20 protein-coding genes are annotated in these 26,073 nt (G+C 59.7%); 11 read left to right on the forward strand and 9 right to left on the reverse strand.

Features of this window, described 5'->3' with window-relative positions; translation table 11 throughout:
* Positions 1–28: 28 nt before the first annotated feature.
* From AC2FMD_RS07500 to xrtD, 4 genes are all read left to right on the forward strand, one after another.
* The gene (locus AC2FMD_RS07500; RefSeq protein WP_496741781.1) at positions 29–2,479 is read left to right on the forward strand and encodes a tetratricopeptide repeat protein; all 2,451 of its coding nucleotides are present in this window, start codon (positions 29–31) and stop codon (positions 2,477–2,479) included.
* Between the two features lie 103 nt (positions 2,480–2,582).
* Entirely contained in the window at positions 2,583–3,194 is a 612-nt protein-coding gene (locus AC2FMD_RS07505; RefSeq protein ID WP_496685662.1) for a polysaccharide biosynthesis/export family protein, read from the forward strand.
* Between the two features lie 12 nt (positions 3,195–3,206).
* Entirely contained in the window at positions 3,207–4,730 is a 1,524-nt protein-coding gene (locus AC2FMD_RS07510) for a hypothetical protein (protein WP_496794864.1), read from the forward strand.
* Between the two features lie 92 nt (positions 4,731–4,822).
* Positions 4,823–6,436, forward strand: a complete 1,614-nt coding sequence (gene xrtD / locus AC2FMD_RS07515) for a VPLPA-CTERM-specific exosortase XrtD (protein ID WP_496794865.1) — start codon at positions 4,823–4,825, stop codon at positions 6,434–6,436.
* Between the two features lie 3 nt (positions 6,437–6,439).
* On the opposite strand, the gene AC2FMD_RS07520 is transcribed toward xrtD, so the two are convergent.
* Together AC2FMD_RS07520 and AC2FMD_RS07525 are read right to left on the reverse strand one after the other, a co-directional pair.
* Positions 6,440–7,696 carry a glycosyltransferase family 4 protein gene (locus AC2FMD_RS07520; protein WP_496794866.1) on the reverse strand — a complete coding sequence of 419 codons (1,257 nt, stop codon included), beginning with the start codon at positions 7,694–7,696 and terminating at the stop codon, positions 6,440–6,442.
* Positions 7,683–8,945 carry a nucleotide sugar dehydrogenase gene (locus AC2FMD_RS07525; protein ID WP_496794867.1) on the reverse strand — a complete coding sequence of 421 codons (1,263 nt, stop codon included), beginning with the start codon at positions 8,943–8,945 and terminating at the stop codon, positions 7,683–7,685. The genes AC2FMD_RS07520 and AC2FMD_RS07525 overlap by 14 nt, the downstream gene beginning before the upstream one ends.
* A gap of 420 nt (positions 8,946–9,365) precedes the next feature.
* On the opposite strand from AC2FMD_RS07525, the gene AC2FMD_RS07530 reads away from it, so the two are divergent.
* Positions 9,366–10,826 carry an oligosaccharide flippase family protein gene (locus AC2FMD_RS07530; protein WP_496741777.1) on the forward strand — a complete coding sequence of 487 codons (1,461 nt, stop codon included), beginning with the start codon at positions 9,366–9,368 and terminating at the stop codon, positions 10,824–10,826.
* Here AC2FMD_RS07530 and AC2FMD_RS07535 read toward each other — a convergent pair.
* Genes AC2FMD_RS07535 through AC2FMD_RS07545 form a run of 3 tightly spaced genes read right to left on the reverse strand, consistent with a single transcriptional unit; the run spans position 10,823 to position 14,065 of the window.
* Complete coding sequence (locus AC2FMD_RS07535; protein WP_496741775.1) at positions 10,823–11,926, reverse strand: DegT/DnrJ/EryC1/StrS family aminotransferase; 1,104 nt, start codon at positions 11,924–11,926, stop codon at positions 10,823–10,825. The genes AC2FMD_RS07530 and AC2FMD_RS07535 overlap by 4 nt on opposite strands.
* 46 nt (positions 11,927–11,972) lie before the next feature.
* Positions 11,973–12,977: a sulfotransferase gene (locus tag AC2FMD_RS07540; RefSeq protein ID WP_496741773.1), complete on the reverse strand. Its 1,005-nt coding sequence runs from the start codon at positions 12,975–12,977 to the stop codon at positions 11,973–11,975.
* Entirely contained in the window at positions 12,977–14,065 is a 1,089-nt protein-coding gene (locus tag AC2FMD_RS07545) for a lipid II:glycine glycyltransferase FemX (RefSeq protein WP_496741771.1), read from the reverse strand. The genes AC2FMD_RS07540 and AC2FMD_RS07545 overlap by 1 nt, the downstream gene beginning before the upstream one ends.
* A gap of 192 nt (positions 14,066–14,257) precedes the next feature.
* Between AC2FMD_RS07545 and AC2FMD_RS07550 the strand changes: the two genes are divergently transcribed.
* From AC2FMD_RS07550 to AC2FMD_RS07565, 4 genes are read left to right on the forward strand one after another with little or no spacing between them, the layout of a single operon-like run.
* A complete protein-coding gene (locus tag AC2FMD_RS07550) occupies positions 14,258–15,211 on the forward strand; it encodes a glycosyltransferase family 2 protein (RefSeq protein WP_496711923.1) in 954 nt (317 codons plus the stop codon).
* Positions 15,211–16,425: a GNAT family N-acetyltransferase gene (locus AC2FMD_RS07555; RefSeq protein ID WP_496741769.1), complete on the forward strand. Its 1,215-nt coding sequence runs from the start codon at positions 15,211–15,213 to the stop codon at positions 16,423–16,425. The genes AC2FMD_RS07550 and AC2FMD_RS07555 overlap by 1 nt, the downstream gene beginning before the upstream one ends.
* Positions 16,422–17,459, forward strand: a complete 1,038-nt coding sequence (locus tag AC2FMD_RS07560) for a lipid II:glycine glycyltransferase FemX (RefSeq protein ID WP_496711921.1) — start codon at positions 16,422–16,424, stop codon at positions 17,457–17,459. Before AC2FMD_RS07555 ends, AC2FMD_RS07560 begins: the two co-directional genes overlap by 4 nt.
* Entirely contained in the window at positions 17,456–18,130 is a 675-nt protein-coding gene (locus AC2FMD_RS07565; protein ID WP_496741767.1) for a polysaccharide deacetylase family protein, read from the forward strand. The genes AC2FMD_RS07560 and AC2FMD_RS07565 overlap by 4 nt, the downstream gene beginning before the upstream one ends.
* Positions 18,131–18,141: 11 nt before the next feature.
* Here AC2FMD_RS07565 and AC2FMD_RS07570 read toward each other — a convergent pair whose 3' ends face one another.
* Both AC2FMD_RS07570 and AC2FMD_RS07575 read right to left on the reverse strand, forming a co-directional pair.
* Positions 18,142–19,491: an O-antigen ligase family protein gene (locus AC2FMD_RS07570; RefSeq protein ID WP_496684553.1), complete on the reverse strand. Its 1,350-nt coding sequence runs from the start codon at positions 19,489–19,491 to the stop codon at positions 18,142–18,144.
* A 10-nt stretch (positions 19,492–19,501) separates the two neighbouring features.
* Positions 19,502–20,341 (reverse strand): sulfotransferase family 2 domain-containing protein, encoded by an 840-nt coding sequence (locus AC2FMD_RS07575; RefSeq protein ID WP_496685687.1) that lies wholly within the window; start codon positions 20,339–20,341, stop codon positions 19,502–19,504.
* A 197-nt stretch (positions 20,342–20,538) separates the two neighbouring features.
* On the opposite strand from AC2FMD_RS07575, the gene AC2FMD_RS07580 reads away from it, so the two are divergent.
* A complete protein-coding gene (locus AC2FMD_RS07580; protein ID WP_496711917.1) occupies positions 20,539–21,372 on the forward strand; it encodes a capsular polysaccharide synthesis protein in 834 nt (277 codons plus the stop codon).
* Positions 21,373–21,388: 16 nt separating this feature from the next.
* On the opposite strand, the gene AC2FMD_RS07585 is transcribed toward AC2FMD_RS07580, so the two are convergent.
* Both AC2FMD_RS07585 and AC2FMD_RS07590 read right to left on the reverse strand, forming a co-directional pair.
* Positions 21,389–22,186 carry a sulfotransferase family 2 domain-containing protein gene (locus AC2FMD_RS07585; RefSeq protein ID WP_496794868.1) on the reverse strand — a complete coding sequence of 266 codons (798 nt, stop codon included), beginning with the start codon at positions 22,184–22,186 and terminating at the stop codon, positions 21,389–21,391.
* Positions 22,187–22,328: 142 nt separating this feature from the next.
* Entirely contained in the window at positions 22,329–24,347 is a 2,019-nt protein-coding gene (locus tag AC2FMD_RS07590) for a right-handed parallel beta-helix repeat-containing protein (protein WP_496794869.1), read from the reverse strand.
* Positions 24,348–24,939: 592 nt separating this feature from the next.
* Between AC2FMD_RS07590 and AC2FMD_RS07595 the strand changes: the two genes are divergently transcribed.
* Positions 24,940–26,073: a right-handed parallel beta-helix repeat-containing protein gene (locus AC2FMD_RS07595; protein ID WP_496741757.1), complete on the forward strand. Its 1,134-nt coding sequence runs from the start codon at positions 24,940–24,942 to the stop codon at positions 26,071–26,073.

A 26,073-nucleotide genomic window follows, 5' to 3' on the forward strand; every position in this document is an offset into this window, starting at 1 on the left:
CGACGCTGGCAGTTGCAGGAGTGACGTGATGAACGCATTCGGAAACCTTCTTGGCAGGACCTTCGCGGCATTCCTGCTGACTGCCGCGCTTTTCCTCAGCGCCTGCGACACAGCGGAAGAACGGGCCGAGGCGCATTATCAGGCCGGTCTTGCCCATCTCGAGAACGGCGACGTCGAGCGCGCGCTGATCGAGTTCAAGAACGTTTTCAAACTGAACGGACAACATAAAGAAGCGCGGTTGACCTTCGCCCGGCTCGAGCGCGAACGCGGCAACGTGCCACTGGCCTATCGCCAGTATCTGCTGTTGGTGGAACAGTATCCTGACAACCTCGAAGGCAATCGGGCCTTGGCGGAAATGGCGTTGGAACAGGGGCTGTGGGAAGATCTGCGGCGCTATGTCACCAAGGCCGCGCAGTTGGCCCCGGAAGAGGCCGAGATAGCGTCGTTGCAGAACACGCTGGCCTATACCGACGCGGTGCGGGATGGCAACGATGCCGGCGTCGGACAGTCCGTCGCTGCGGCGCGCGCAATGCTGAATGACCGCCCCGACATGATGACGGCTCGGCACGTGGTGATCGATCACCTCGTGCGCGCCCAGGATTGGTATGATGTGATCGACCAGGTGGATGCCGCATTGGCTTTTGCGCCGACCGAGGGGAACCTTTACACTATCCGGCTCCACGCTCTTCAGCAGCTGGGCAAGACGGGCGAGATCGAAAAGCAGCTGCGCCAGATGATCGACGTCTTCCCCGGCGATCAGGGCGTCGAGCAGATGCTGGTAGAACATTTCATCGATCAGCGCCGTTTGGACGATGCCGAAGAGATCCTGCGGGCCAAGGCGGATCCGCTGTCCGAAGACTATTTTCCCGTTCAGCGTCTGATTGCCTTTCTGACCGAGCATCGCGGCCATGATGCCGCCATCGCGGAAATGACCCGGACCATCGCGGCGGGCGGGCCGAATGCCGCGCGATACCGAATGATGCGTGCCGCGCTGCGGTTCCAGTCGGGCGATACCGATGGGGCGCTGTCCGAGATGCGCGCCTTGCTGGATGGTGCTCCGCGCACGGCACAGACACGTGAGAACGAGGTGGAGTTCGCGCGGATGCTGATCCTGTCCGGCCATCGGGAAGAAGGCCGCGCCGTGATCGAACGCGTCCTGAGCGAAGACCCGACCCAGACCGAGGCCGTCAAGCTCAAGGCGGCGTGGCTGATCGAGGATGACACCATTGGAGACGCGATCCTGCTGTTGCGCGCGGCGCTCGAGACGAACGCACGCGACCCGCAGCTCGTGACCTTGATGGCTCAGGCGCATGACCGAAACGGCGACCGCAACCTGAAGGGCGAAATGCTGGCGCTTGCGGTCGAGTTGTCCGGCAACGCGCCGACCGAAACCCTGAACTATGCCCTGCACCTGATCGAAGAGAACGATCTGAAGATCGCCGAAAGTGTCCTGATCGACGCGTTGCGCAAGGCCCCGACCGACCCTCGGCTTCTGTTGACGTTGGGCGATGTTTATGTCGCCTTGCAGGACTGGCCCCGGCTGGACTCCGTGCTGCAGGCGCTCGACCCGCTGGATGATCCCGATACACGCCGCAAAACCAGCGAGCTGAAGGCGCGGATGATGGAAGGGCAGAACCGCACCGGCGATCTGGCGGCGTTTCTGGGCGAACTGGCGGAAGACCCGGAATTCGGATTGCCAGCCGATCTCGCCCTGATCCGTCTGATGGTGGTTCAAAACGACTTTGCCGGAGCCGAAGCCCGCCTGGATTCCCTGCTGGCTGAGGAGCCGGAGTCGAACATCCTGCGGATCGTCAAGGCGCATGTGCTCGAAAAGAAGGGAGAGCCGGAAGCGGCCGCGCGGCTGTACCGCGCAATCGTGGCCGATGACCCGGAATCGGCGCGGGCCTGGCTGGGGCTGATCGCGTTGCAAAAACGCCATGAAGATCCGCAGCAGGTCCGGGCCACGGTGCAGCAGGCACTGACCGCCTTGCCCGACAACGCGGACCTGCTGATGTTGCAGGCCGAAGGCTATGAGTGGGCCGGCGAATGGGAAGCGGCGATTGCAGCATATGAAAAGGCTTATACCGCTAGCAACCGCTCGCCGGTCGTGGCGAACAATCTGGCCAGCCTTTTGACGACCCGCCGCGATGACGACGAAAGCCTGCAGCGGGCGCAAGTTCTTGTGCGGAGCCTGCGTGGCAGCCGCATTCCGGCCTTTCAGGACACATATGGCTGGGTCGCCTATCGCTTGGGCAACTATGACGAGGCGCTGACATATCTGGAAAGTGCGGCAAAGGGGTTGCCGGATCATCCCGTGGTCCTGCAGCATCTGGGCAAAGCCTATGAGGCCGTCGGGCGTAGAGAGGACGCCCTGCGTGTCTATCAGGCTGCGCAATCGAGGGAAGCGGCCCCGGATGTGGTGACAAACATCGAAGCCGAGATCGAACGGCTGCAGATCGAGTTGAGCGGCGGTCAATAGAAGGTCCGCGGCAATTCTGCCGCACCGATCCCGTTTGCTGCGTCAGGCCGATTGTGACGAATGGAGAAAATGGGCATACTTTGGGAAAATGAGAGAATTGAACATGCGGACAGTCATCGGATCATTGATCACTTTCGTGACGGCCTTGGTGCTGTCGACCGGCGCCTTCGCGCAGGGTTCCTATCAGATCCAGCCGGGAGATGCGCTCAAAATCGAGGTTCTCGAGGACCCGACCCTGAACCGAACCGTGCTGGTTTTGCCTGACGGCTCCATCAACTTCCCGCTTGCGGGAACGATCCGGGCGGCCGGTAAGTCGACCAGCGGGTTGCAGACCGCGCTGGCGTCGGCACTGGCGAACAACTTCAACACACCTCCGACCGTCTATGCGTCGATCGCAGCCCTTGCGGCCCCGGCCCTTCCCGGCCTGACGCCGACAGGGCCAACGATCGACGTCTTCGTCATGGGCGAGGTCAACATTCCCGGAAAGCTTCCGGCGACGGAAGGCACGACAATTCTTCAGGTTCTGGCCCAGGCCGGCGGCCTGACCAACTTCGCGGCCCGCAAACGCATCGAATTGCGACGGGTGGACAGCAAAACAGGCGTGATGAACAAATACCTCTACAACTATGATGGCGCGGGCGGTGGCATTCAGGGCAATACGGTGCTCAAACCCGGAGACGTCGTGGTCGTACCCTCGCGCCGCTTGTTCGAATAGGGGCAGATACAGGTGGGGAAATTCAGGAAGAGGCAGGGCCTGACGCTTTTGGGCAGCGTCGCTTTCGTTGCGGCAGTGTCGCCCGCCACGGGCCAACAGGTGTCGGGGCAGCAGACAACGACGCAGCCGGCCACCACGCAGCAAGCGCCCAGCCAGCAGCTGATCGTGCAGCAGGCGCAGCGCAACCCTGCGCGACGGGTGGGCCAAGCCGCAGGTGCAGCGGGTACCGGCACCGGTCTGACCGTGACGCTGGACTATCTGTCGTCGCTGCGGCACGACGACAACCTGCGTCTGACGGATCCATCTTTGGGCTCGACCACCTGGTGGGAGAATACGCTGGCCCTGGGGATTCTGAACCAGACTCCGAACTCGACCCTGCAATTCGACCTGTCGGGGCTGTATCGCATCGCGAACGAGCCGATCATCGGGACCGATGGCAGCTTTTCCGACCCGTTTACCCAGCTGAACTATCAGCGCAGAAACGCCAACAGCAACTTCAGTCTGCTGGCTTCGTATCGCGAACGGGATCTGGCCTTCAACCGGTCGCTGACCGACGTCAACCTGGATGGGGTGATCGATGCTGCCGATGTCATCGGTACGATCGGCGATCAGGTCGATACCCGCGGCAATCTGAATTGGCAGACGGGACTGAACGACCCCCTGGGGTTCCGGTTTTCCTACAACTATCGTGAACGCAGCTATTCCAACACCATCGATCCAGGACTGTTCGACAACAACGCCAATGACTTCTTCGGAAGCGTGCTGACGCGGATCTCTCCGGTCTTGCAGACCAACGTCAGCCTGAACTACCGCGAATTCCAGGCCGATGACGCCGTGCAGACGGATCGCAACACCACTGTTCTGTCAACTGGCGCCACTTATGATGTTTCGGCCACCACGACCGTCAGTGCGAATATCGGCTACAGCAAGGTTGACGACACCCAGCGCGTTTCGAACACCAGCAACGTGACCGAGGATTTCGTCTGGGACTTTTCTTGGAACAAGACGCTGCCGGACGGGTCAGCCGATATTCTGATCGACCAGACCTTCGGCGTGAACGGCTCGCGCATCAATGCGACCTTCGGGCGTGATTTCCAGCGGGCCAACGGGACTTTTGGGTTTGATATCGGATTCACCCGAGGACCGTTCGACGAGGTGACGCCGATCGGACAACTGGACTATAGCTACAGGTTGGCCAGTTCTCGGATCGGGGCAACCATCCAGCGCCGGGTCGGCACCAGCACACAGAGTGTGGAAACGCGGCAGACGCTGGCTTTTCTGACCTATGACTACATCATCAATCCGGTGTCGGCCCTGTCGTTCAGCGTGAATTACATCGACCAGGAAAACGAAGGGTCAGGCCCTAAAAATCCGCGCCAGCGTAGTGTGTTCAACGCCTCCTATTCCCGTGCGATCACCCGGGACTGGGCGGTCAACATGGGTTATCAGTACGAATACGACGACCAGAACGGGTTCCGGGCAACATCCAACGGCGTGTTCGTGACACTGGGGCGGCGGTTCACCCTCAAGCCGTGATCGGCGCGATGCGTCGCAGGTGGCGATCACGATTTCGGGATTTCGATCTGCGAGGATGCTTGCGCCGCGGTTTCGATGCAATATGAGGGTTGATGCAACAGCTTGAGTCGAAATCCGGTCAGTCCGGCGGACCTCTGGGAACGGTCTGGCCACGGATCAACGTGGCCGGATTTGGCTGGTTCGTGCTGTTGCTGGCCGGATCGGTCCCGGTGTTCTGGATCGGGATCGTGTCGCTGGGCACTGCCTGGAGCACGCCTGAATACAGCCACGGCCCGCTGATCCCGATCATTTCGCTGTATCTCTTCCTGCGGGAATTGCGCAACGCGCCGGCGACGCTCCCCGAAGTTCAAGACCGCTGGCCCGGGGTTGCGGTCATCGCCCTGGCGCTTGCGGTGGCGGTTCTGGGCAATCTGGCGCGGATTCCGGACATCGTGACCTATGCCATGATCATCTGGACCGGCGGAGTCGTGCTGACCGTGTTCGGCTGGCAGCGCGGCCGCCACCACCAATTGCCGGTCTTTCACCTGGTTTTCATGCTGCCCCTGCCCCAGTTCGTGTACTGGAAGCTGACGATATTCCTTCAGTGGATCTCGTCCGAACTAGGCGTGTGGTTCGTGCAACTGGCTGGTGTGTCGGTCTTCATCGAAGGCAATGTCATCGATCTGGGTGTCTACAAGCTGCAAGTGGCCGAGGCCTGCTCGGGCCTGCGCTATCTGTTTCCCATTCTCAGTTTCTCGTACCTGTTCGCCCTGCTCTATCGCGGCCCGATCTGGCACAAGGTCGTGCTGCTGCTGGCGGCCGCTCCGCTGACCGTTCTGATGAATTCGATCCGCATCGGCGTGATCGGCATTTTGGTCAATCAATACGGCATCGAACAGGCCGAAGGATTCATGCATTTCTTCGAGGGCTGGATTATCTTCCTGCTATGCGTGGGGGTCCTGTTCCTGATGGCCATCGGGCTGCAGCGCATGGCCCCCGATCCCAAGCCCTTTGCACAAGCGATCGATCTGGATGTCGATGGGTTCGGCCCCATCGCGCTGCGCATTTTTGGTCTGAAGCCTTCGCTGCAACTGGCTGCCGCGGCCCTTCTGACGCTGTCGGTATCCGCGGCTTGGGTGCTGCGCCCCGCGGCCGATGTGCAGCCGGTGGAGCGCGATCCTTTTGTTCTGTATCCGCGGCAACTCGGAAACTGGTCGGGGTCGACGGCCAGCCTCGACCCGAAAGTCGAGCGGACCCTGGGCGCCAGCGACTATCTGAACGCAACATATGCCGACACCACGTCGGGCGAATTCGTGAACCTGTTCGTGGCCTTCTACGACAAGCAGACCGACGGCGACGGGATCCATTCCCCCGAGGTCTGTCTGCCTGTCGGCGGGTGGGAAATATTCAGCCTCGAGCCGTATCAAATTACCTTGGACAAGACGCCCTATGGCAGTTTCACCGTCAACCGGGCGGTGATCCAGAAGGAACTGTCGAAACAGCTGGTCTACTACTGGTTCGAACAGCGCGGAAAGCGGATGGTCAACGATTTTCGGGCCAAGCTGAGCGTCATCCAGGATGGCTTTGTCATGGGGCGGACGGATGGCGCCCTTGTCCGTTTCGTCACGCCCATCCTGCCCGGTGAAACCGAGGCGGATGCCGACGCGCGGCTGCAGCGGTTCATGGTGCCCAGCCTGAACCGCATGCCGCATTTCGTACCATTCTAGGCCCTACCCTTTCCACACCCGTTCGTAGGCCGCGATCAGGGCGGGCACCTGATGAGGCCAGGCCATTTCAGACTCGACCCGCGCGCGGCCATAGCGGCCCATTCGGGCCCGACGCTCTTCATCTTCAAGCAGTTCGGCAATCTTGGCCGCCATGTCCACCGGATCATTCGGCCGCGCGTACAGTGACGCGTCCTGCGCCGAGAACCGGCCCTCGGTCACGTCGAACTGGACGATCGGTTTTTCGAAGGCCATGTATTCAAGGATCTTGTTCATGGTGGATTTGTCGTTCATCTCGTTTACCCGGTCCGGGTTCACGCAGACATCCGCCGTCGACAGGATCTCGAACAGGTCCCGATCCGGTGCCCGCCCGGTGAAGGTGACGTAGTCCGACAGGCCCATCGCGGCGGATTGTTCGCGCAGTTTCTCGAGGCTGGGTCCGCCGCCGACCAAGCAGAACTGGATGTCGTCCCGGCCCTGCCCCTGCACCAGGTGGGCCACGGAATCAAGCAGCAGGTCGATCCCCTCCTGATCGCCCATCACGCCGACATAGCCCACCATGTATTTTCGACCGTTCCGCCAGGCCGGGTTGGGCGGGACGCGCTCCAGACGGCTCAGGTCCGGGCCCGAGCGCACAATGAATACATCCTCGGGCGCCATGCCCCCGCGATCGATGGCGATCCGGCGATAGCTTTCATTGGTCGCGATCGACACCCGGGCCGACGCGAAGGTCAAACGTTCGAAGGTCCTCATCAGTTTCCAGAAGAACCCGCGCCGGCCGAATTTGGCCTCGTAGAGTTCGGGATTGATGTCGTGATGATCGAACAGGTACCGCACGCCGAACAGTTTGAAGGGCAACGCCACCAGAAAGATCAGGTCAGGCGGGTTGCAGCCGTGGATGACGTGAAAGCCCCGGCTGAGCTTGATCCGCAACGCCAGCCAGGATTCCCAGAACAGCGCCGCGCCGTATTCCAGCAGATAGCCAAGCGCGCCGCTTGCATCCAGCGGCAGCGGGTGGCGATAGACCTTGATGCCTTCTTCTTCCCAGATACGCTCTTCGTGGCCCTTTCCGGTCGGGCAGATCACCGAAACGACGGCGCCGGCAGCGGCCAGCGTGCGCGCCTCCATCCAGACGCGCCGGTCGAAGGGGACGGGCAGGTTTTCGACCACGATCAGAACTTTCAGCCCCTGCAGCGGCCGGGCCCGCCGCAATTCATCCATCGAGACCGGCTGAACGGCCAGGGTGGTGTCAGTCATATTCATAGGTTCGCACCACCGGAAAATCGCCAAGGTTCAAATCGTTCACGATCGCATTCGATCCGATCACCAGATCCCACGGCCCCTTTTCGGCCGTGGCCCGATCGACCAGCAGGCTGCCGACCGAAGGCAGATGCGTGAAGGCATAGCCCAGGTTCTGCCCGCGCAGGTCGGCAGGGCGGATGGCCGGGTCGTAGACCGACAGCTTGTACCCGCCCTGAAGCAGCCGGCGCGCGATGTCGACATTCGGGCTTTCACGCAGGTCGTCGGTGCCGGCCTTGAAGGCCAGGCCCACCATCAGCACCCTGCCCCCATCGGGCAGACGGGCCATGATGTCCTGGGCCTGGTAGGTCTTGTGCGCCTCGTTGGTGCGCAGCAGGCTGTCGATCAGATGCGTATGCGCACCGATCTCGCCCGCGATATGTTGCAGGGCCCGCACGTCCTTGGGCAGGCAAGACCCCCCGAAGGCGCCGCCCGGCCGCGTGTAGTAAGGCGAAATGTTCAGCTTGGTGTCCGAGACAAAGATCTGGTGCATGGTTTTTGCGGATACGCCCATGCGATGGCAGATGCGGCCGATTTCGTTGGCAAAGGCCACCTTGGTGGCATGCCAGGTGTTGTCCACGAACTTGGTGATCTCGGCCTCTTCGTACGAGGTGTAGAAAACTGGCGCGTCAAGGCCCTCGTGCAGCGCGTCCATTACATCGGAGCGGCAGCCATCTTTCGTGCCGACGACGATCTTGGGTGGGTGAAAGAAGTCATGCACGGCCGAGACTTCGCGCAGGAATTCCGGATTGTAGACGATTTCGACCGCTTGCGCGACCCGATCGCCCAGAAAGCTTCGAAAGATCGGCTCGACCAGTTGCGCGACGGTTCCGGGCCGAAAGGTGGACCGGTAGGCAACCGTCAACGGACGCGCCCGGTCGTCGGATATGGTTTCGGCAATCTGCCGGGTGACTTCGGCCACATAGCTCATGTTGTGGGAGCCGTCGGTCGAACTGGGCGTTCCGACGCAGACGATGGCCAAATCGCAGGTTGAAAGATCGGGGCATTCGACGACCGCACGGATCAGTCCCCTGTCCAGTGCGTGGGTCAGCAGTTCGCCAACCTGCGGTTCCTTGATGGGCGGTTTGCCGGAGTTGATCTCGGACACCTTGTCGGCATTGACGTCGATGCCCAACACTTCGTGCCCTTGATGGGCCAGACAGCAGGCCGCAGTGAACCCAACATACCCCAAGCCAAAAATCGCGATTTTCATGTGGCGTCTCCGAACACCGAGTGGGCATCGCCGCCCTGTCGTACGGCTGCAGCAAGAGGCCGCAATGCTTGCCCAAGACCGAACCAGTCTGAGAAACTACCTGTGAAATTCACCTTGATGTGGGGTGCAGTGTTCTGACACGAAATGACAAGTGGTGTTGGAAGCCCTCGAAATGTTTTGATACCATTCAGGAAATGCATGTGACCATGTCTCAAATAAGCGGTTTTTTCTTGGTTATCAGTCAAATTCTTCGGTTGCCACATTCGGCCCCCTGTCGGGTACAGCAATGTACTTGTCGGCTCATGTCAAGAAACGACCTCGTCGAAACCGGCCTATTGGCTCAAGTTAGGAAACAGAATTTCCGTGCTCCAGCCCAACAACATTGATCCCGCGCCGAGCGGGCTGACACGGCGTTCGGCCTTGGCCGTCGGCGTGGCGACATTGCTTGCCTCGGGTGTCTTCCGGCAAGGGCTGGGGCTTGCGACAATCGCCATAACTGCTCGCTTGCTGACCCCTGAAGACTTTGGCGTCGTTGCCTATTTCCTGATTGCAACGGCTTTGCTGGAGATGTTCCAGCGGCAAATCGGGATGGTCCTGATTCGACTCGACAACATAACGCCCGAACATCTGCACACCGTCTTTTCGTTTCAGATCATCTTCGGCCTGCTGGCGGCGGCGATCTTCTGGGCCGCCCAACCTTTGGTAGAATTGCTGGGGATCCCGGCACTTGTCGACTTGATGCCGGTGCTTTCGGCGATGTCACTGATCGTCGCGATCAAAAGCCCGCGCTTTTTGCTGTTCGAAAGAGGATTGCGGTTTGGATACGCCGCTGGCGAGGAAACCCTGAGCCGCCTTGTCTATGCAATCTTCGCCATCGGCCTGGCGTGGTACTGGCGCGACTATTGGGCGATCGTCGTGGCGACTTTTGCCGGACAGATCACGCGCGGCCTTTGGACGTTTTCGATCGCACCGATGTCCCTCAAACTGTCCCTCAGCAGGTGGCGGGACAGCCTGTCTTTTTCGTCCTGGTCCATCGGCGCACAGCTTGCCCAGTTTTTGTCCACAAATGCGCCGCAGCTGATCATCGGCAGCACACTCGGTTTGGCGGATGCGGGACTGTTTCGCATCGGTACCCGGCTCGTGAACGTTGTGACGCATCAGCTGTTCACCCCCATCCTGCGGGTGGTTTATCCCGGCTTGGCGGATCTGTCGCGCAAGACTGACCAGGCCAAGGAGGGGTTCAGAAAGATCAATGCCGGTTTTCTGGCCATTCTGCTGCCGTGCAGTGTGGGGTTCGCTTTGCTGTCGGTCGACATCATCTGGATGTTCCTGGGATACAAATGGGTCGCAGCCGCGCCGGTGATCTGGGTTCTCGCACCGCTCTATGCCTTGAACGCGCTGCAGGCTTCGGTGCGGTCCGCCGTTTATATAGAAGGGTCGACTTCGCTGCTGTTTCTCCGCAATACGATTGTCTTGCTGGTCGTCTGCGCGGTGATGCTGATTGGTGTCCAATACGGGTTCAACGGCGCACTGATCGCTGCAGGTATCGCCAATCTGGTCGGCCTTTTCGCAACCCTGGTCATCGCGAAAAGATATGGAAACGGCCGCTTCTTCGAGCCACTGGCCGTCGGATGGCGCAGCTTCGTGGCCTGCGCCGTTATGGCGGTTGCCGTCATTGCCACCAACTATGTGTTGCGGGTGGGCATTCACTACTCCTACACGCCGTTCATCGTGCTGACCAAAGCCGGTGTCGGGGCCGTCGTCTATACCGGAACGCACATCGCATTGTGGGCCGTTTCCGGCCGCCCGGAGGGGTTCGAAACCATGGTGTTTTCATTGTTGGCGCGCATGCGCGATCACTTCCGGGGGCAGAAAGCCTAGGGGTCGCGCAGCGTTTTGCGCAGTTGGTCGGCGATGTGCCGGATGTGAGCAGGCCCCAGATACTGATGCAAAGGCAGAGAGAGGATGCTGTTCTTCAAATCGATCGCTTCGGTCTGTCCGGTCCAGTCGAGATTGCGGTTGAACCCGGCCCACCAGGGCGTGGCGCCGATCCCCAGCGCCTGCAATTCGCGGGCCACCCGGTCGCGATGGGCAATCCTGATCGGCATGTTGAGCGGACATGTGTGGGGCGCCAGATCGGGGTTCACCAACCGGACGCCCGGCATGTCATCCAACAACTCGCGGTAGATCTGCCAGTTTTGCCGACGGGTCCCTGACACGTCCGACACAGAAAAGGACCGGAGTGGCCGCAGCGCAAAGCTGCTGATCCGACGGTTTCGCAATGTGGGATCGAAATAGTAGTGCGGGGGGATGTCTTCCATTTCATCCGGCTTGCCGCGCTGGGTATTCGGGGCGTCTCCCCGACCCAGGCTATGTTTTAAAGTGCGTACCCGATCCGGACCCAAAGCCCTGCTGATCGTCGTTCGGAGCAGCGTTTTGGCAACGGTTTTTCGCGGCGGCGGCCGGACAAATGGCGGGTCGAAATCAAGGTCGTCTGCGTTCACGACCAGCGCGCCCCCTTCAAGCACAGGGACGAACTTGTAAAAGCAGAAGACCGACACATCCCCGGTGACGCCCTCTGCCGGTGCTGCCCCGCTCAACAGGCTCAGCGCGCAATCCTCGATCAGCCGCAGCCCGTGGCGGTCGCACAATGCGCGGAGCGCGGCCAGTTCGGGTTGGAGGATGCCGAAATAGTGTGTCACATACACCGCTTTTGTGCGTTCGGTTATCATCGGTGCGATGCGGTTGGGATCGGCCCGAAGATCCGCCGAGACCGGATACATGCGGATCGACAACCCCGCGTGGACAAGCGGATCGACTTCGGATCCGCAGTTGTAGGCGGGCACCAGTATCTCGTCACCGGGCAGAAGCTCCAGAAGGTCGCAGGCCGCGCGGATTGCGACCCTTGTGTTGAAACTCCAGTGAACATGACGGCCGTCAAAAAGACGCAGAAACCCGCCATCGGGATCTGTTCGGACCATTTGGCCGAGCCGCATCGGCGGATCACCACATGCAAGGCGGGCCTGACTATGCGCCATCGGCTTCACCCTTTTGGTTCAACTCGGCCTCTTTCGCGATTTTTTCAAGACACCCCATGATCTGACCACGAACGTCATCCTGCATGTGTCGCCGGGCCGAAATTCCCGGCAGAGTTTCCGTCTTGTGCTTTCGTGTGGGGGAAACGCCGTTTCGTCTGAAAAAGGATTCGACGTCCGAAAGCACTTGTTCGGGCTGTTCGCACAGGGTCTCGTAGCTGACTTTCATGACGCGTTCTGGTGCGCCCAGCCTCTCGAACCCCAGCCGCAGGTCCCGGTGGCTGAGAACCACTTGCGCGCAGGACTGGGTCATCGCATCGGCGTCGGCATAGGTTTCCCAACCTGTCGGCCGAAGCGACCACCAGCCGGTCGCGTCCATCGACGACTTGTCCTGTCTGGCCCGCACGAGCGAATCTGCATTGTCGGCCCAGTCGCGCTCGATGTAGATGAAAATCGCGTTCGTGAAGGTATCGAGCAGAAGCGGGAAATCGGACTGCAGGATCATGTTCTTGACGATCATGGGCTGCCCTGAAATCCGGCCGATGGCGGCCAGCTTCCGCTTCATCCGGGCGACCGGCACCCCCGGTTCGTCCAGAAAGTAAGGGGCCGCATAGGGCATCCAATACGCCCAGATCCGCCCCGCTTCGCTGGGGGCGGCGTTCCCTTCAAGCTCGCCATAGGAGCTGTCAAAGGATCCTTGCCTGTCCCGCATGGCCCGCCGGCAAAGCCAAGTGGCCGCCACCGGAACCCGGAACAGGCGTTTCGCGAAATTGCTGAAATAGCCACATTGGAACCGGGTGACCAGCAGCTCGTACAACAAGGTCGAGCCCGAACGAGGCGGCCCGACGATGAAACAAACGGGCTGCTCGCCCTGGCCGGTCCGGAGCTCCAGAAAGCGTTCCAGCGGCGACAACGCCCCGGAGACGACCAAGTTCAAATACTTAGCGCGTCGGCTGGAATAGGTAACCAGTGGCCCCTGATCGACCGCGCGCGCCATCAGTTGCCGCCCCGCGGAAACAGCCGGGCCGGGTGGAGATTGCGCAAGTGCGGGAAGGAGCGCTTCACGTGAGCTTTCAGTCGGCCGGGCAGGGTGTTAGCAAAATGATGGGCGGGGCTCAGGGCCAGGGTGTGCTCGGCAATGCGCCGCGCATGTGTCGGTTTGAACTCGCGCTTGTACTCGTAGACGTTGAAATTGGGGTGGGTCTTGTCTTCGACGGGCAGAAAACCTTCGACGTCGAATCGGGTGCAGCCGGCGCGCTTGGCCCAGAACATGCCCTCGAGCCACAAGGCCGGCGCGACCCGCAGATTGCCGATGGCCTGCGCAGCCCCGGGGTCGGCGACATAGCGTCGGGCATGGGCCGTGGTCCCGCTGCGGTACAGCAGAAGCCCGCCCAGGAACGCCTCTTGGTGATAGGCGCAGAGGATCACGCCGAGCGCACCGTCGCGGAATATCTGGTCGAAACCGGCGCTGTATTCGGCGCGGCTTACCGGGGTCAGATTGTGGCGCGCCACAACCAGGGTATTGAGTCGTTCAAAGAACGTCTCGGCCTCGGCGAAAGTGCGGGCGGTGCGAATCTCGATTTCGGATTTGTCCACCAGGCGGACCTTGCGGCGCGCGCTGCGCGAGAACGAGGCCCGCAACTCGTCCTCGGTTCCGGTCAGGTCGATGATGCCCGTATCGCGATGGGGTTCCGGGTCGCTGATCCGAAATCCCGCCTGTGCCAAAGCACTGGCCAGCCCGTCGCCTTCCTGGTCCAGCCAATAGGGCGTTATACGCAAGGAGTCCGTTCGAGAAAATGCCGGATGTTCCGACAGCCCTTGCAGAAATGTGACCATTTCCGCAGCCGTGTCACAAACAGGGCCGCTCAACGCGACGGCGGACGCCGACCGGCCGGGCATCACCCGGCTGGGCTGCATGACAAATATCCCGACGGCGACCAGTCGCCTACTGCGACGGCCGATCGCGAATATGACCCGGTTGCCAATGGCCTTGTCCACCTCGGCGAATTGTGGATGCTGGCGCGGGTGTTGATGTTGAGAAGTGGAAAGAAACTCACACCATTCTGTTCTTTGTGCCTCGGTCAAATCTTCCAGGCATTCAATGTCCATCTACAATCACTTTCTCTCTGCGCGCCGGGAGAAATCCACCGGCAATGCAGCTTCGGCACCAACGCCCAAAAATAATATTTGCAGAACCCATGGCTTCAAACCCAAAATCATGTAGCAGTCACGGGATCGTCCCTTTTTTGCACTTAGTTTAGCAGGATTTTTGCGGCCATGGCGTCAAATACCGATCATTCTCAGTCAGGCTGTACTGTTTCCATTGTCATTGTAAGCTGGAATACACGCGAAATTTTGCACGATTGTCTCGAATCCGTGGAAAAACAGACCAACCTGCCGCACGAAGTCATCGTGGTGGACAATGCCTCGACCGATGGCACGCCCGACATGGTCCGGCGCTGTTTTCCAAACGTGAAACTCATCGCCAATCCCGACAACCGGGGGTTTGCGGCGGCCAACAATCAGGGCCTGAAAATCGCCCGGGGTGACAAGCTTCTGCTGCTCAATCCCGACACGATCATCCTCGACAATGCGATTGACGTCATGAATGCATGGCTGGACGCCCATGCCGATGTCGGCTGTGTCGGGTGTCAGGTCTGGGAGGACGCCGACACCATTCAAAAGACCTGTTTCGCGGACCCAGGTCCGCTGAGCCTGGCGGTGGTTGAATTCGGCCTGAAGCGCGTGTTCCGCTGGCCGGAATACGACGATTGGGATCGGCGGTCGCAGCGGGATGTCGACGTGGTGTCGGGCATGTTCATGATGGTCCCGCGCGCTGTCTTCGAAGCGGTCGGACCCCTCGACGAGGCGTTCTTCATCTATTCTGAGGAAGCCGATTGGTGCCGTCGCATCCGCAACGCCGGCTGGCGGTGCGTCTTTGCTCCTCAGGCTAGGATCATGCATCTTGAAGGCGGTTCTAAAAGCACCGCCCAGATCAAGTCGCGCATGTATGTGCAGAAGCAAAAGAGCAAAACCATCTATGCCAGAAAACACCATGGCCGGTCCGGCGAGTTGGCGACGCGCGCGATTTTCGTGGCAAGTGCGGCCTTGCGGGGGATGGTTTTCGGATTGGCGGGCCTTGTAAAGCCCAGCCCGGACCGTGCCGCCCGATTGCGGCTGTCCCGGGCGGCGATCCGGTTCCATCTTTTTGGGCAAGAGCCGGCGACGTGATGGAAAATACGAAACCCAGGCCGGATACGGCTCTGAAATTCATCCGGTTGTCGGCGCATGAACTGCTGAACCGCGCCGAGTGGGATGATCTGGTCGCAGAAACTGGCGCCGACATCTATTTTCTGACCGAATGGCAGGCGGCGTGGTGGTCGCACTATGGCACGTCGTTTTCCTCCAGCCGCCAACCGGTCTGCTATGAGCTTCGCGACCAGACGGGATTGCGCGCAGCCCTGCCCTTCTGCATCGAGACCATCTGGGCCGGACCGGTTCCGGTGCGTGTCGCCCGCCTGGCCGGGGTCGATCCCAACTTTGCCGTCATGAGCCTGCCCATTTCCAAGGGGTTTGACGCGACCTTCTTCGATGCAGTCTTTGACCATCTGGTCAGCCAACTCAACTGTTCCGCAATCAGCCTGTCGCCGATGTCCGACCGCGCACGGCATCTTGCGTGCATGCGCAGGCCTGCCGGTCAATGCGTCTCGCCCCTACGGGATCAAAGCCCTCGTGGCCATACCCTGATGGCGTTGCCGGACAGTCTTGATGCGTTTATGTCGGCACTGTCCAAAAGCCGCCGCCGCGAAGTCCGCCGCGACCTCAAGCGCCTGAACGAAATCGCCCCGCTGAGGAACACCAGTGCGCGCCCGGATACGGTTGACCAGGCCATGGACCGGTTCGTCGAACTGCACACCCAGCAATGGGTGGCCGCGGGCAAAGGTGGGCATTTTTCGGATTGGTCAAAGGCTGCCGATTTCTATCGCGAGTTGCTGCGGCGGTTGGCGGCCAAGGGTCAGGCCACGATCGACGAGCAATGGCAGGAGGACAGGCTCTTGTCCAGCCAGCTTCGGTTCACCTTGGGGGCCAAGGCCTATTGGTGGCTGAACGCGCGCGAAACCGACCCTGCGTTTTCCAAGATCGGATTGGGACGCGTGGGATTGGTCGAGCGCGTCGCTGGGCTGATCGCGGAAGGAATCGGCTTGGTGGAGGCCGGTGCAGGGGAGTATGAATACAAGCTGAGTTATGGCGGCGAGCTTGTTCCGCTCCACTCAATCGTTCTGGTGAACGACCGCCCCTTGCCGCGCTTACGAACACGCTGCTTGCTTTTGTGGGCCGACGGCCTGCATCTGTTTTACTATCGGCTGTGGTTTCTCAGACTGCGGCCCCGATTGGGGACACGGCCCCGCGCGCTGTGGACAAGCTGGATTCGGACGCGGTTATGAACAGGCCCCTGAAAATGCGATGGGTCCCGGCCGAGGACTGGGGAGGGATTAGTGGTGAATTCGAGGATCTGACCTACGAACAGACCCTCGGCTATTCTCAGGCGGCCGCAAAGCGGATCGGGGCGGATGCCCGGTTTCTGTCGCTTTCGGATCACGCAGGCCGCCTCATCGCTGCGGCGTGCCTGCGCATTAAGCCGGTGCCCGTTCTGGGGCGGGGAATAGCGTGGATCGCCGCCGGCCCCTTGGTGCGGCATCGCGATAACCCGGATCCGGACTCCGAAACCCTGGCCAGAGTGTTTTCCAGTCTGCGCACCTATGCACGGGACAGCGGGCATATCCTGCGATTCAGGATGCCAGCCGTACCGCCACTGGATCCCGGATTTGTGGATCTTGCGGCTGCAGCCGCCGGGTTTGGCGCGACGAACCGCTCGCCGGTCTATCGGACGGTTGCCATAGATTGCCGGCAACCGGACGAGGAGTTGATGCGCTGCCAACACGGAAAATGGCGAAATCCCCTGCGTAATGCCCTCAAGGCTGGGATGGAAACCGAGACGCTGCCCATCGCTGAATGTGCCGCCCGGTTCAACGCATTGTATCGACTGGTGAGTTCGGCAAAAGGGTTCAGCCCGGATATCCCGCCGGAGTTTTACTATCCACTCAAGGAGGCGGATTTCAGTCACAAGGTCCTGTTTGCAATGAAAGACGGCGTGGACCTGGGTGCGATGACGATCGGGGCCGCGGCCAGTAACGGCATTTACCTGTTCGGCGCCACAACCGATGCCGGGCGGCGGTCGAACACGGGCCACTTCCTGATGTGGCAGGCAATACAGCATTGCAAATCGCACGGGTTGGAGTGGTTCGACCTGGGCGGCATCGATCCAGAGAACAACCCCGGGGTCACCCAATTCAAACTGCGAACCGGAGGGGTAGAAATAGTGGCACCGGGGCCATATCAATACCAGCCGCCGGGGCTGACGGCATCGCTGATCAGCCTGGCCGAAACCGTGCATCAACGCGTGAAAGGTCGCGGATGAAACCAGCAATTGCCCTGATTTTTCACGGCATTGGCCAACCAAGCCGGCTAGTGGGGCCGGACGAAGCGCCCTTTTGGGTCTCGGTGCCTCAGTTCGAACGGGTTCTGGCGGCCGTGGCGGACACCCCGGAAGCCTATCAGATAACCTTTGATGACGGAAACCTGTCGGACCACGAGATCGCGCTGCCGATTTTGCAGAAATACGATCTGCGTGCCCGGTTCTTTGTCCTGTCCGGGCGGATCGGTACCAGCGGCAGCCTGGACAAATCGCATATTCGGGACCTGTCTGCCGCAGGCATGACGGTCGGAAGCCACGGCATCGATCACGTGGCCTGGCCCACCCTGTCCGATGCCGAACTGCAAAACGAATTGCAAGGCTCGCGTGCATGTCTCGAGGATATTTGCGGCCATGCCATAACCGAGGCGGGAATTCCTTTTGGCCGCTATGACGCACGGGTTCTGCGCGCTCTGCGTTCAGCCGGTTATCACTCCGCGTGGTCCAGCGACGGAGGCCGGTACCGCGACTCCGGTTATCTCAAACCCCGGACATCCCTGCGGGGTGACATGCATGCAGGGGAAGTCGAAGCCGTTCTATCTGGTGAGATGCCCCTTCTGCGGCGCTTGCGTCGCACTGTGCGGATGGCCCAGAAACGCTGGACGGTCACGGGTTGATGACACCAGCACTAACGTAAAGACGTCGCATCGGCATGCGGGAACCGCGTATACCTGATCTCTCGGTTCGGGGTCTCGGGTGGGTTGTCCTTGTCCTCGTTGTCCTGCGTGCAGTCCGGATCGGACAGCCATACCCCGGCGCCCATCATGAACATGAAGAGGCAATATGTGGCGTCCCACAAATGCACGGTGAAGGCCGAAACGATCATGCTGATGAAGGCGATCAGATAACCCCGCCGAACCCCCGCAAGCAATCCGGTCAGAGGCGCGGTGATGGCCTTCCAGCAAATTAGGATGGTTGTAAGAGACAACAGGAACCACGCAATAATCCCGTAGCGCATCGCAAGCAGCAGCCAGAAATTGTCAACGCTTGATCGCAGCCAGTGCGGCCGGGTCCAATCGCGCAGCCCAAGGCCGAAGATCGGATTCGCGAAGACGTCGTCGATCGCATTGTTGAAGATATGAATCCTGTTCCAGGCGGCCCCCGGCGAAAACGTCAACTCCGTCGCGATGATCTGAAAGGCGTTTCGATTGGATGCCAGTTCCAGGATCACATAGAGGATACCAAACAACACCAAAAAGATCTTCCACCTGTTCTTGACCGTTTTCAATACCTCGTCCCATCCGATCAGCAAGGCCTGCAGCAGCACTCCCATGAAGGCGCCTGCCGACAATGAGCTGAACACGGCGACCCCAACGAGGAATGGTCGGCGCGCGCGTTTGAAAAGCCCGGCCTCTGGGTTCAGCGTGTACCATGACAAGGCGAAGGCAGGAGCGCAGAACACACCAAACAGGATGGGATGCGGCATGGTCGCCTGCGCGCGTTCAAGCCCTAGCCTGGGTTCCTGATGCACATCGAAATAGACGGAAAAAACGCCGCGGAAGGTTTTCAGCAGGATGGGGGTGCCTGTCATGTTTTCGTACAGCGCAAATGGCAGCAGAACCGCAACAACCAAGAAATACCAGCGGACGAATGCCTGAAAGGATGACAGGCTTCGGATCAGAACACGCGCAGCCAAATAGGGAACGACGGTTTCGATCACCAATATACCTGCAAACTGCCATTGCGCGCTCATCCCGTGATTGACGAACATTGCTATCATCATCCACAGGCTTGCCGTGATCACCAGAATGTCCGGCGCACGGATTTTTCCGGCCGAGCCATTTACCCAGCGGACAAAGAACAATAGCGCAAAGACAAGAAGGTAGAGGCGATAGACGCTCAGCCGAAGGCCGCCCAGAAAAAAGAAGAACGGCATCACCAGAGATACGACGAAGAGCGCAATCAAAAGCCGGTTGGGCGAGACGTCTTCCGCGCGCCCCCCAGATTGAATTCTGTCCTGTGCAGCCAGTGTCATCACTCTGTGTCTTTCACCGGCCCAATTGGGCACGGAGCCTCTTTTCGGCGTCCTCGATATCATACAACGAACCCAACAGATCATAGTCGGGCTGGGTTATTTCCAGCAACGCATCGATCTGTCGCTCTGTCAGAGTGCTGTCGCGCGGCCCAGGCTTGGATTTGTTGACATGCTGCACCGGAAACGGCCGCCCCAGGCGTTCGGACAGAAAAGAATACATGTCGTTGACCGACTCGAGCCGGAAGACATGATCGAAAAACCCCAAATCGGGGCCCAAGTGCCATGAATACGGGGTCGTGTGCACCCGAACGGGGCGGCTGACAGCGCGGTATTCACTGAAATGGTCGATAAATTCGCCAAAGGTCGGATCAAGGGGTAGCCCCTCGTTCTCGATATCCATCTCTTCGTCGCGCCAGCGGAACTGATTGCGGTGGACCTTGTCGCGCCAGGCCGATTGCAGCCGGGCGACCGGGTCACGGACCAGCGTGAATGTCGCAAAGCCATCCGGCACCACGGCCTTTCGGAAGATCTGGGTTCGAAATCCGTCTTGTTCATGAATGTTGCGCGCGCGTACCAGCTTGGCCCGTGCCAGGCGCCAACGCAGGTTGTTCAAGACGCGGGTGGCGCCGCGGCCCTTGAATGGTTCACCACGATCCAGTTCCCAGAGCATTTCCTTCAGGCTGCTGCTGCCAACTTTCGTGATGTCAAAATAGACTGCTTGCAGAACCTGCGAGACAACCGCCATCACTCTTCCTCGAAAACCGGAAAACCAATCGCTTGGAATCATAAAGCGACACCCATTGATTACAATGACCCTTTGACCGCAACGGAAACTTGTCTGCCCATCGGGCAACAATGGCTTGAAGCGCTGGTCATTGTTATGCCAACTGCACCAGGAAGGCTGGCGCGGCTTTCAAAGTAAATGACGTGCCGGCTGTTGTTGGTACATAGTGCGGATGGCCCTTGTGGCCGTTTGGTTGGTTCAGTGGAGATCGCATGCCCGCCGGCAAACTCAGGACGTGGCTCTTTGTTCTTATCGTGGGCGCGCGCATGTTGCCGACTTTCGGGCGAAGAGCCCGGAAGAAGATATGGGGCAAACCCAATTTCTTTTCGAAATCCGCACCGCGCAGCATTCCCAAGACGATCTGGATCTATTGGGATCGCGGTGAAGAAGGCGCGCCGCAGCTTGTGAAGGAATGCATCGCCTCGTGGCGCAGGCACAATCCCGGCTGGAGCATTCGTGTTCTTGACGCGAACACGGCGGCGGATGTCGCCGAGCTGCAGCACGATCCGACGGTGTTGCCTGTTCAGTCCTACGCGGACCTTCTGCGCCTGCGCCTTTTGCGGCGATTTGGCGGAGTTTGGGTGGACGCAACGACCTATTGCCTCCAGCCGCTCGACAATTGGCTGCCGTTTGCGTCGCAGCGCGGGTTCTTCGCTTTCACTTGGACAAAGAATGATCGCTGGTTCATCTGGCCGGGTATGCGCCGCTCCATGACCAATTGGTTTCTGGCCTCCGAGCCTGACGGCATAGTCGTATCCTATTGGGAGCACGCCAGTTTCCAGTATTGGGACGGCCGATCGAAACCGCACAACTACTATTGGCCGCATGTCATGCTGGACTATCTGCGCCTGACCAGCCGAACGTTCCGGCGCGCGTTCGACGACATTCCCAAGATCAGCTGCTATGGGCCGCATCTGGTGCATGATGCGGTGACTCACAGCATCAACATCGAAGAAACCTCCCTGGCCCTGAAAACCGGCGCGGTGCCCGTGCAGAAACTGCGCTGGAACTGGAGCGAGGAGCGTATCGAACAGGCGCTTGCGCTGCTGCGGGATGCCGAAGCGAGCACCGGCAGCCGCGTGAAGGAACCGCAGCCCTGAGCGCCGCCTCGGAGCGTCAAGCGGATTGGCGTATTCGCTGCCGGACCTTTTGGTGCAAGGCAACATCCGCGCTGTAATGGTTGGCCACGAAGTCCCGAACCTGCGCGGAATCGAAGACCGGCTGAGGGGTAGTTACGATTGGCTTCATCAGCAAACGGCGCGCTGATCGGCGCACGGCGTCGTGCACCGGGTCAGGCAGCATTCGCCGCGCCGCCGCACTGCCGGCCTGTGCCAGATTCTTCAACTGGGGATGACGAAATACCTGGGTCTTGTTGGCATGTCCCACCGGAAGGGTTTTCAGACCGATACGTTGCGCCAGTGCCTCCGCCAGATCATCCAGCCGTTCAACGGGGAACAGGTTGTGAACGAGAACCTCGTCGCCAATCTGTACAAAATCCGACTGGCGCGCGAAATGAATGAACTCCGGCGCGATCACGTCAGGTTCCTGCCGCAAATAGTCCTGAACGATCTGCAGCTCGGATCGTATCCTGTCTTCCGGCATCTGAGCGAGTTCGCATCCCAGATACATCTTGGCCCTTTGGGCCATCGCCGAGCGAAAGCGCTCAAAAGGGTCTCGGATCAGCGCATAGCTTTCGTAGACCGTCAGCTTTTCGAAGGCTTCAGGGTCCACTTCGCGCAGCAGGTGCAAAGGAAGATGGCGAAAATCCAACTCGCCGAACCTGGGGTGCCGCTCAATGGTGCGGATAAAGCGCTCATCGGCATCATGGTACGGCATCACCGCAACACGAACCGACGTGCCGGCGCATTTCGGGATGTGGATGAAGACAAACCTGTGGCGATCCGAAAAAATCATGAACAAACACTTTCAATTCAACCACGACTATATGCCGAATCCACAGAGGACTTGGCAATGAATTGGTTGAAAAACCACGAAGCGGGCAGAATGGTCGCCACCCTGCCCGCTCCTGTACCAAATCAGTCAGGTCTTCCCAGCCTCAGGCCAGAAAGTCGCCCGCGTTGCCACCCAGCGGATCGACAAACTGAACGTCATCGTCGATTGCGAAACCGCCGAGGTCACCGTCGGCATAGCGACCGTGGCTGAAGCCGATGTCCCAGCCCCATTCGCGGCCTCCGGAAAAATCGAGATCGATGTCCGTTCTGTCCAGAACGACCTGACCGTCAACCAGCACCTGCAGCCGATCAGCGACCTGATCGGCCATCACGACGATCTCGTGTTCCTGAGTATCGTTCAGCCCAAGATCCGCGACATAGAAGCCTTCGTGGAACTTGCCATCGTTGTTTCTGACATGGGCTTTCAACCCGTCGTCAACGATCGTGAGGCCGATGTGACCCTTATTCCAGACCAGCCGTTGCGCGCTGCCATCGGCCTCATCCCTGGCGAATTCCACCGCGAATGCCAGCTGATCCGAATTTTCGAACTGCTGCAGGCGGCCGATCTTCAGCTGGTCCTTGTGGCCATCGAAATGAACGACAGGGCCGTTCGCCGTGTCAACGACCTGCGCATCGTCCTTCAACGTGGCCTGCCCGTTGCCCGGAAGCCCAGCGATGTCTAGGACAAAGTCGTCGAATACCATCGCAGTAGACGCGCCAGATCCCGCGGACCCATTGCTAGGAACGACGGGTGCCGAAGTTCCCGCATCCGGCGACGTGGGCGCGGACAGACCGGAATCAGGGGCGGTCGGCGTCGATGCATCGTCGTTGGGTGTGGTCGTCGATCCCGATCCATCCGCTGGCGCAGACGTGCCGGTATCAGGGGTCGTTGGCGCAGAGACCGTTCCCGAACCACTTCCGTTCGACGGAGCAGCGCCGGTCCAGCTGCCCATGTCCATCGGATACCCGTCAACGATGCTGGATCCTGCATCCAGCAGGTCGACCGTACTGCCCGTCACGACGCCATACTGGTTGTAGCCGTCGGTCGCGGACGTAGCGTGGTACACGAACTGCGTGTCATAGTAGCCCGGCTGGGAGGGATCATTGTTCTGGATGATGGCGTTGTTCTGCACCGACCAGTGCGATTGGCCGTTGTAGCCCACAACCGAAGGCGTGGCGTTCTGTTCGATGGTGACATTCTGCGACCCGCCACCGACGATGATCTTGGGGGTGGCCACACCACCCGTCTGCTGGGTCGGCACCGCGATCAGAGTGTTGTTGTTGATTGTCAGGCCGTCGATCATATGAACCGCGATACCGTTGGCATGCGCGTTGTACAGAACGTTGTTTTCAATCACGATGTTGTGGTTCCAGTGCGTCGGATCGGAATAGACCGCCTTGTCTGCGCCTGCCCAGATCCCCTGGGTGTAGTCCCCTGCACCGATGTCCAGAACGTTGTTCCTGATGATGATATTGTCGCTGCCTGTCCCGTTCGAACGCTGAATCTGGATCATGTCGCGATGATCACCGGAACCTGCGGCGCCGCCGAAGTCGTGAATATAGTTGCCTTCGATCAGAACATTCTGCACCTCGCCCAAGGAGATACCGTCCGATCGGATGGTATGAATGTTGTTTCCGATGAAGTCGATGTCGCTCGACCGCGAGGCGCCCAGGGCCTTCCACCAAGAATGGAACTCGGTGTTCGTTACGTCGATATTGTTCGAGTCGCGAATGACAAGACCCTTTCCGAAGCCGGTGCCATCCGCACTGGTTCCCGTTCCGCTTGCAAAGTCACCGTCGAAGACCGAGTTGTCGATGGTGACGTTGCTGCTGTGCGAGATCAGGAACTTGGTGGTGTGGTTCCGATCACCTTGAGTGTAGGTATAGTCGAACACGATCTCATCGAACTTGATGTTAGAGACGTTCGTCAGGTAAACTTCTGAAAAACTTGCCATCGCATTCGGATCGGCGGATTTGATCGTCACATCCGACGCGAATTGAATGTTTTTCAGGCTGAGCTTTCCGTAGTCGCCGGCCGCAAGCAGTATCGTTTCCCCACCGACCGCTTTCGACAACGCCAATTTCAGTTCGGCCTCGGACGTCACAGTGATTGCTGTCGTCATGTTTCACCTTCTTTGTGTCAGGCGCTGTGAGTGCAGCGCTCCATTTCCCGCTACTTGGGACCAGAGGGAACAGCCGCACGAAGGCGACAGGTTGTCCGGAATGTGGCTATGTCTGGAAATTGTTGCCTGTATTGAGACAAAATTGCCCCAACGCCGTCATTTCCGAGCTAACTCGTTACTCGATACCGGGAATTGTTCCCCTTCCCTTCGCGGTAGCCTCTCGTTTGACGTATTGATTCGCTTAGCGCAACAACGGACACAATTTTGCCATTATCCGGGCATTTCTCTGCGCAACCTCGTGGGCGATGAGCAATCATTTGCTGGATGCCGCTACGTCAATTTGGCCTGCTACCACCTTCGCTCCTTTCAGTCGCTGTAGATTCGAATTGTGGACATGGCCTTCGGGCGCGCTTAGCCTGTTTGCATGCCCTTTGGGATTGTTCAGACAAATAGGTTTCAAATGTGTTTATTGTTGCGAGTTCTCACCCTAATCGCGGGTGTGTGCGCCCTGCAGCCTGGACGCACCGCCGCGGCCTCTTCGACCTGCAACGGTCACACCGTTCCAGCACTTGGGCCCGCGACGATAAAGAGCTTGGCCATCGCGGACGCAAACGCCCTGTCAAGCGCGCTGAAAACGGCCACCGGGGGTGAGGTATTTGTCTTGCAGGCCGGGAACTACGGTGCGCTGAAGGTCAAAAGGGCGTTCAAGGCGCCGGTCACGCTTCGGTCGGCATCTGCGGCGTCACCTGCCTGCTTTACCGAACTGAGGATCGATGCCGCGGGGAACCTGGTTCTTGATGGATTGGTCTTTGACTACGAGTATTCGCAGGGCGAAAAGGACTCGGCCAACCGTTTCAGCATCCTGAACAGTCGGGGCATCACTATCACCAATTCGGTTTTTGATGGAGGGCACAGGGCTGGGGCCGGCCATGGTCGGGGGCTGCGCATCCGGGACAGCGCCAAGATTTCCATTTCCGGCTCGGTCTTTCGCAAATGGTGGAAGGCACTGACAGGTGACAGCGTCGTCGACCTGACCATCCGGGGCAATGATTTCTCGGACATCCGATCGGACGGCATAGCGCTGGGAGTGATCGACGGGTTGGTGATCGAAGCCAACCGGATGCACAATTTCCGGGGCGTGAAGGGCAACAAGGACCATCGCGACATGGTGCAGATCCTGCGCAGTTCGAACCGGCGCAGCACGAACATCACGATACGGGACAATATCTTTGACATGGGCGCCGGCGACTATGCCCAGACCATATGGATGGGCGGCGACCGAAAGAACCTGGCCGATCCGATGCTGCGCCATCAGAACGTCCTGATCGAAAACAACGTTATCTACAATGCGCACACGCATGGAATTTCGGTTCATGGTATCGACAACCTGTCCATTCGAAAGAATTCGGTCATCCGGGTGCGCCGCGCGGAAACCGGCAAGGTTACGATCCCGCGGATCAATGTTTCCGCATCACGATATGTCGTGATCGAACAGAACGCCGTTGCAGGCATCATCGGCTACAAGAACCAACCCGACTGGGTCGTTCTGAACAACGCCCTCATTCAGGATCAATCCCCCTCGGCGCCCGGATACTACGACCGTGAGTTCATCTACTATGCCACCGGAGCAACCGACGGCTACAATGAATACGGCGTGCGCCCCGGTGGCCTGATCGACCAGCTCGACGCAGGGTCACCGCTGGTAGAGACCTATCCGACCCGCTAG

The organism is Ruegeria sp. BHSC276, assembly GCF_059612945.1.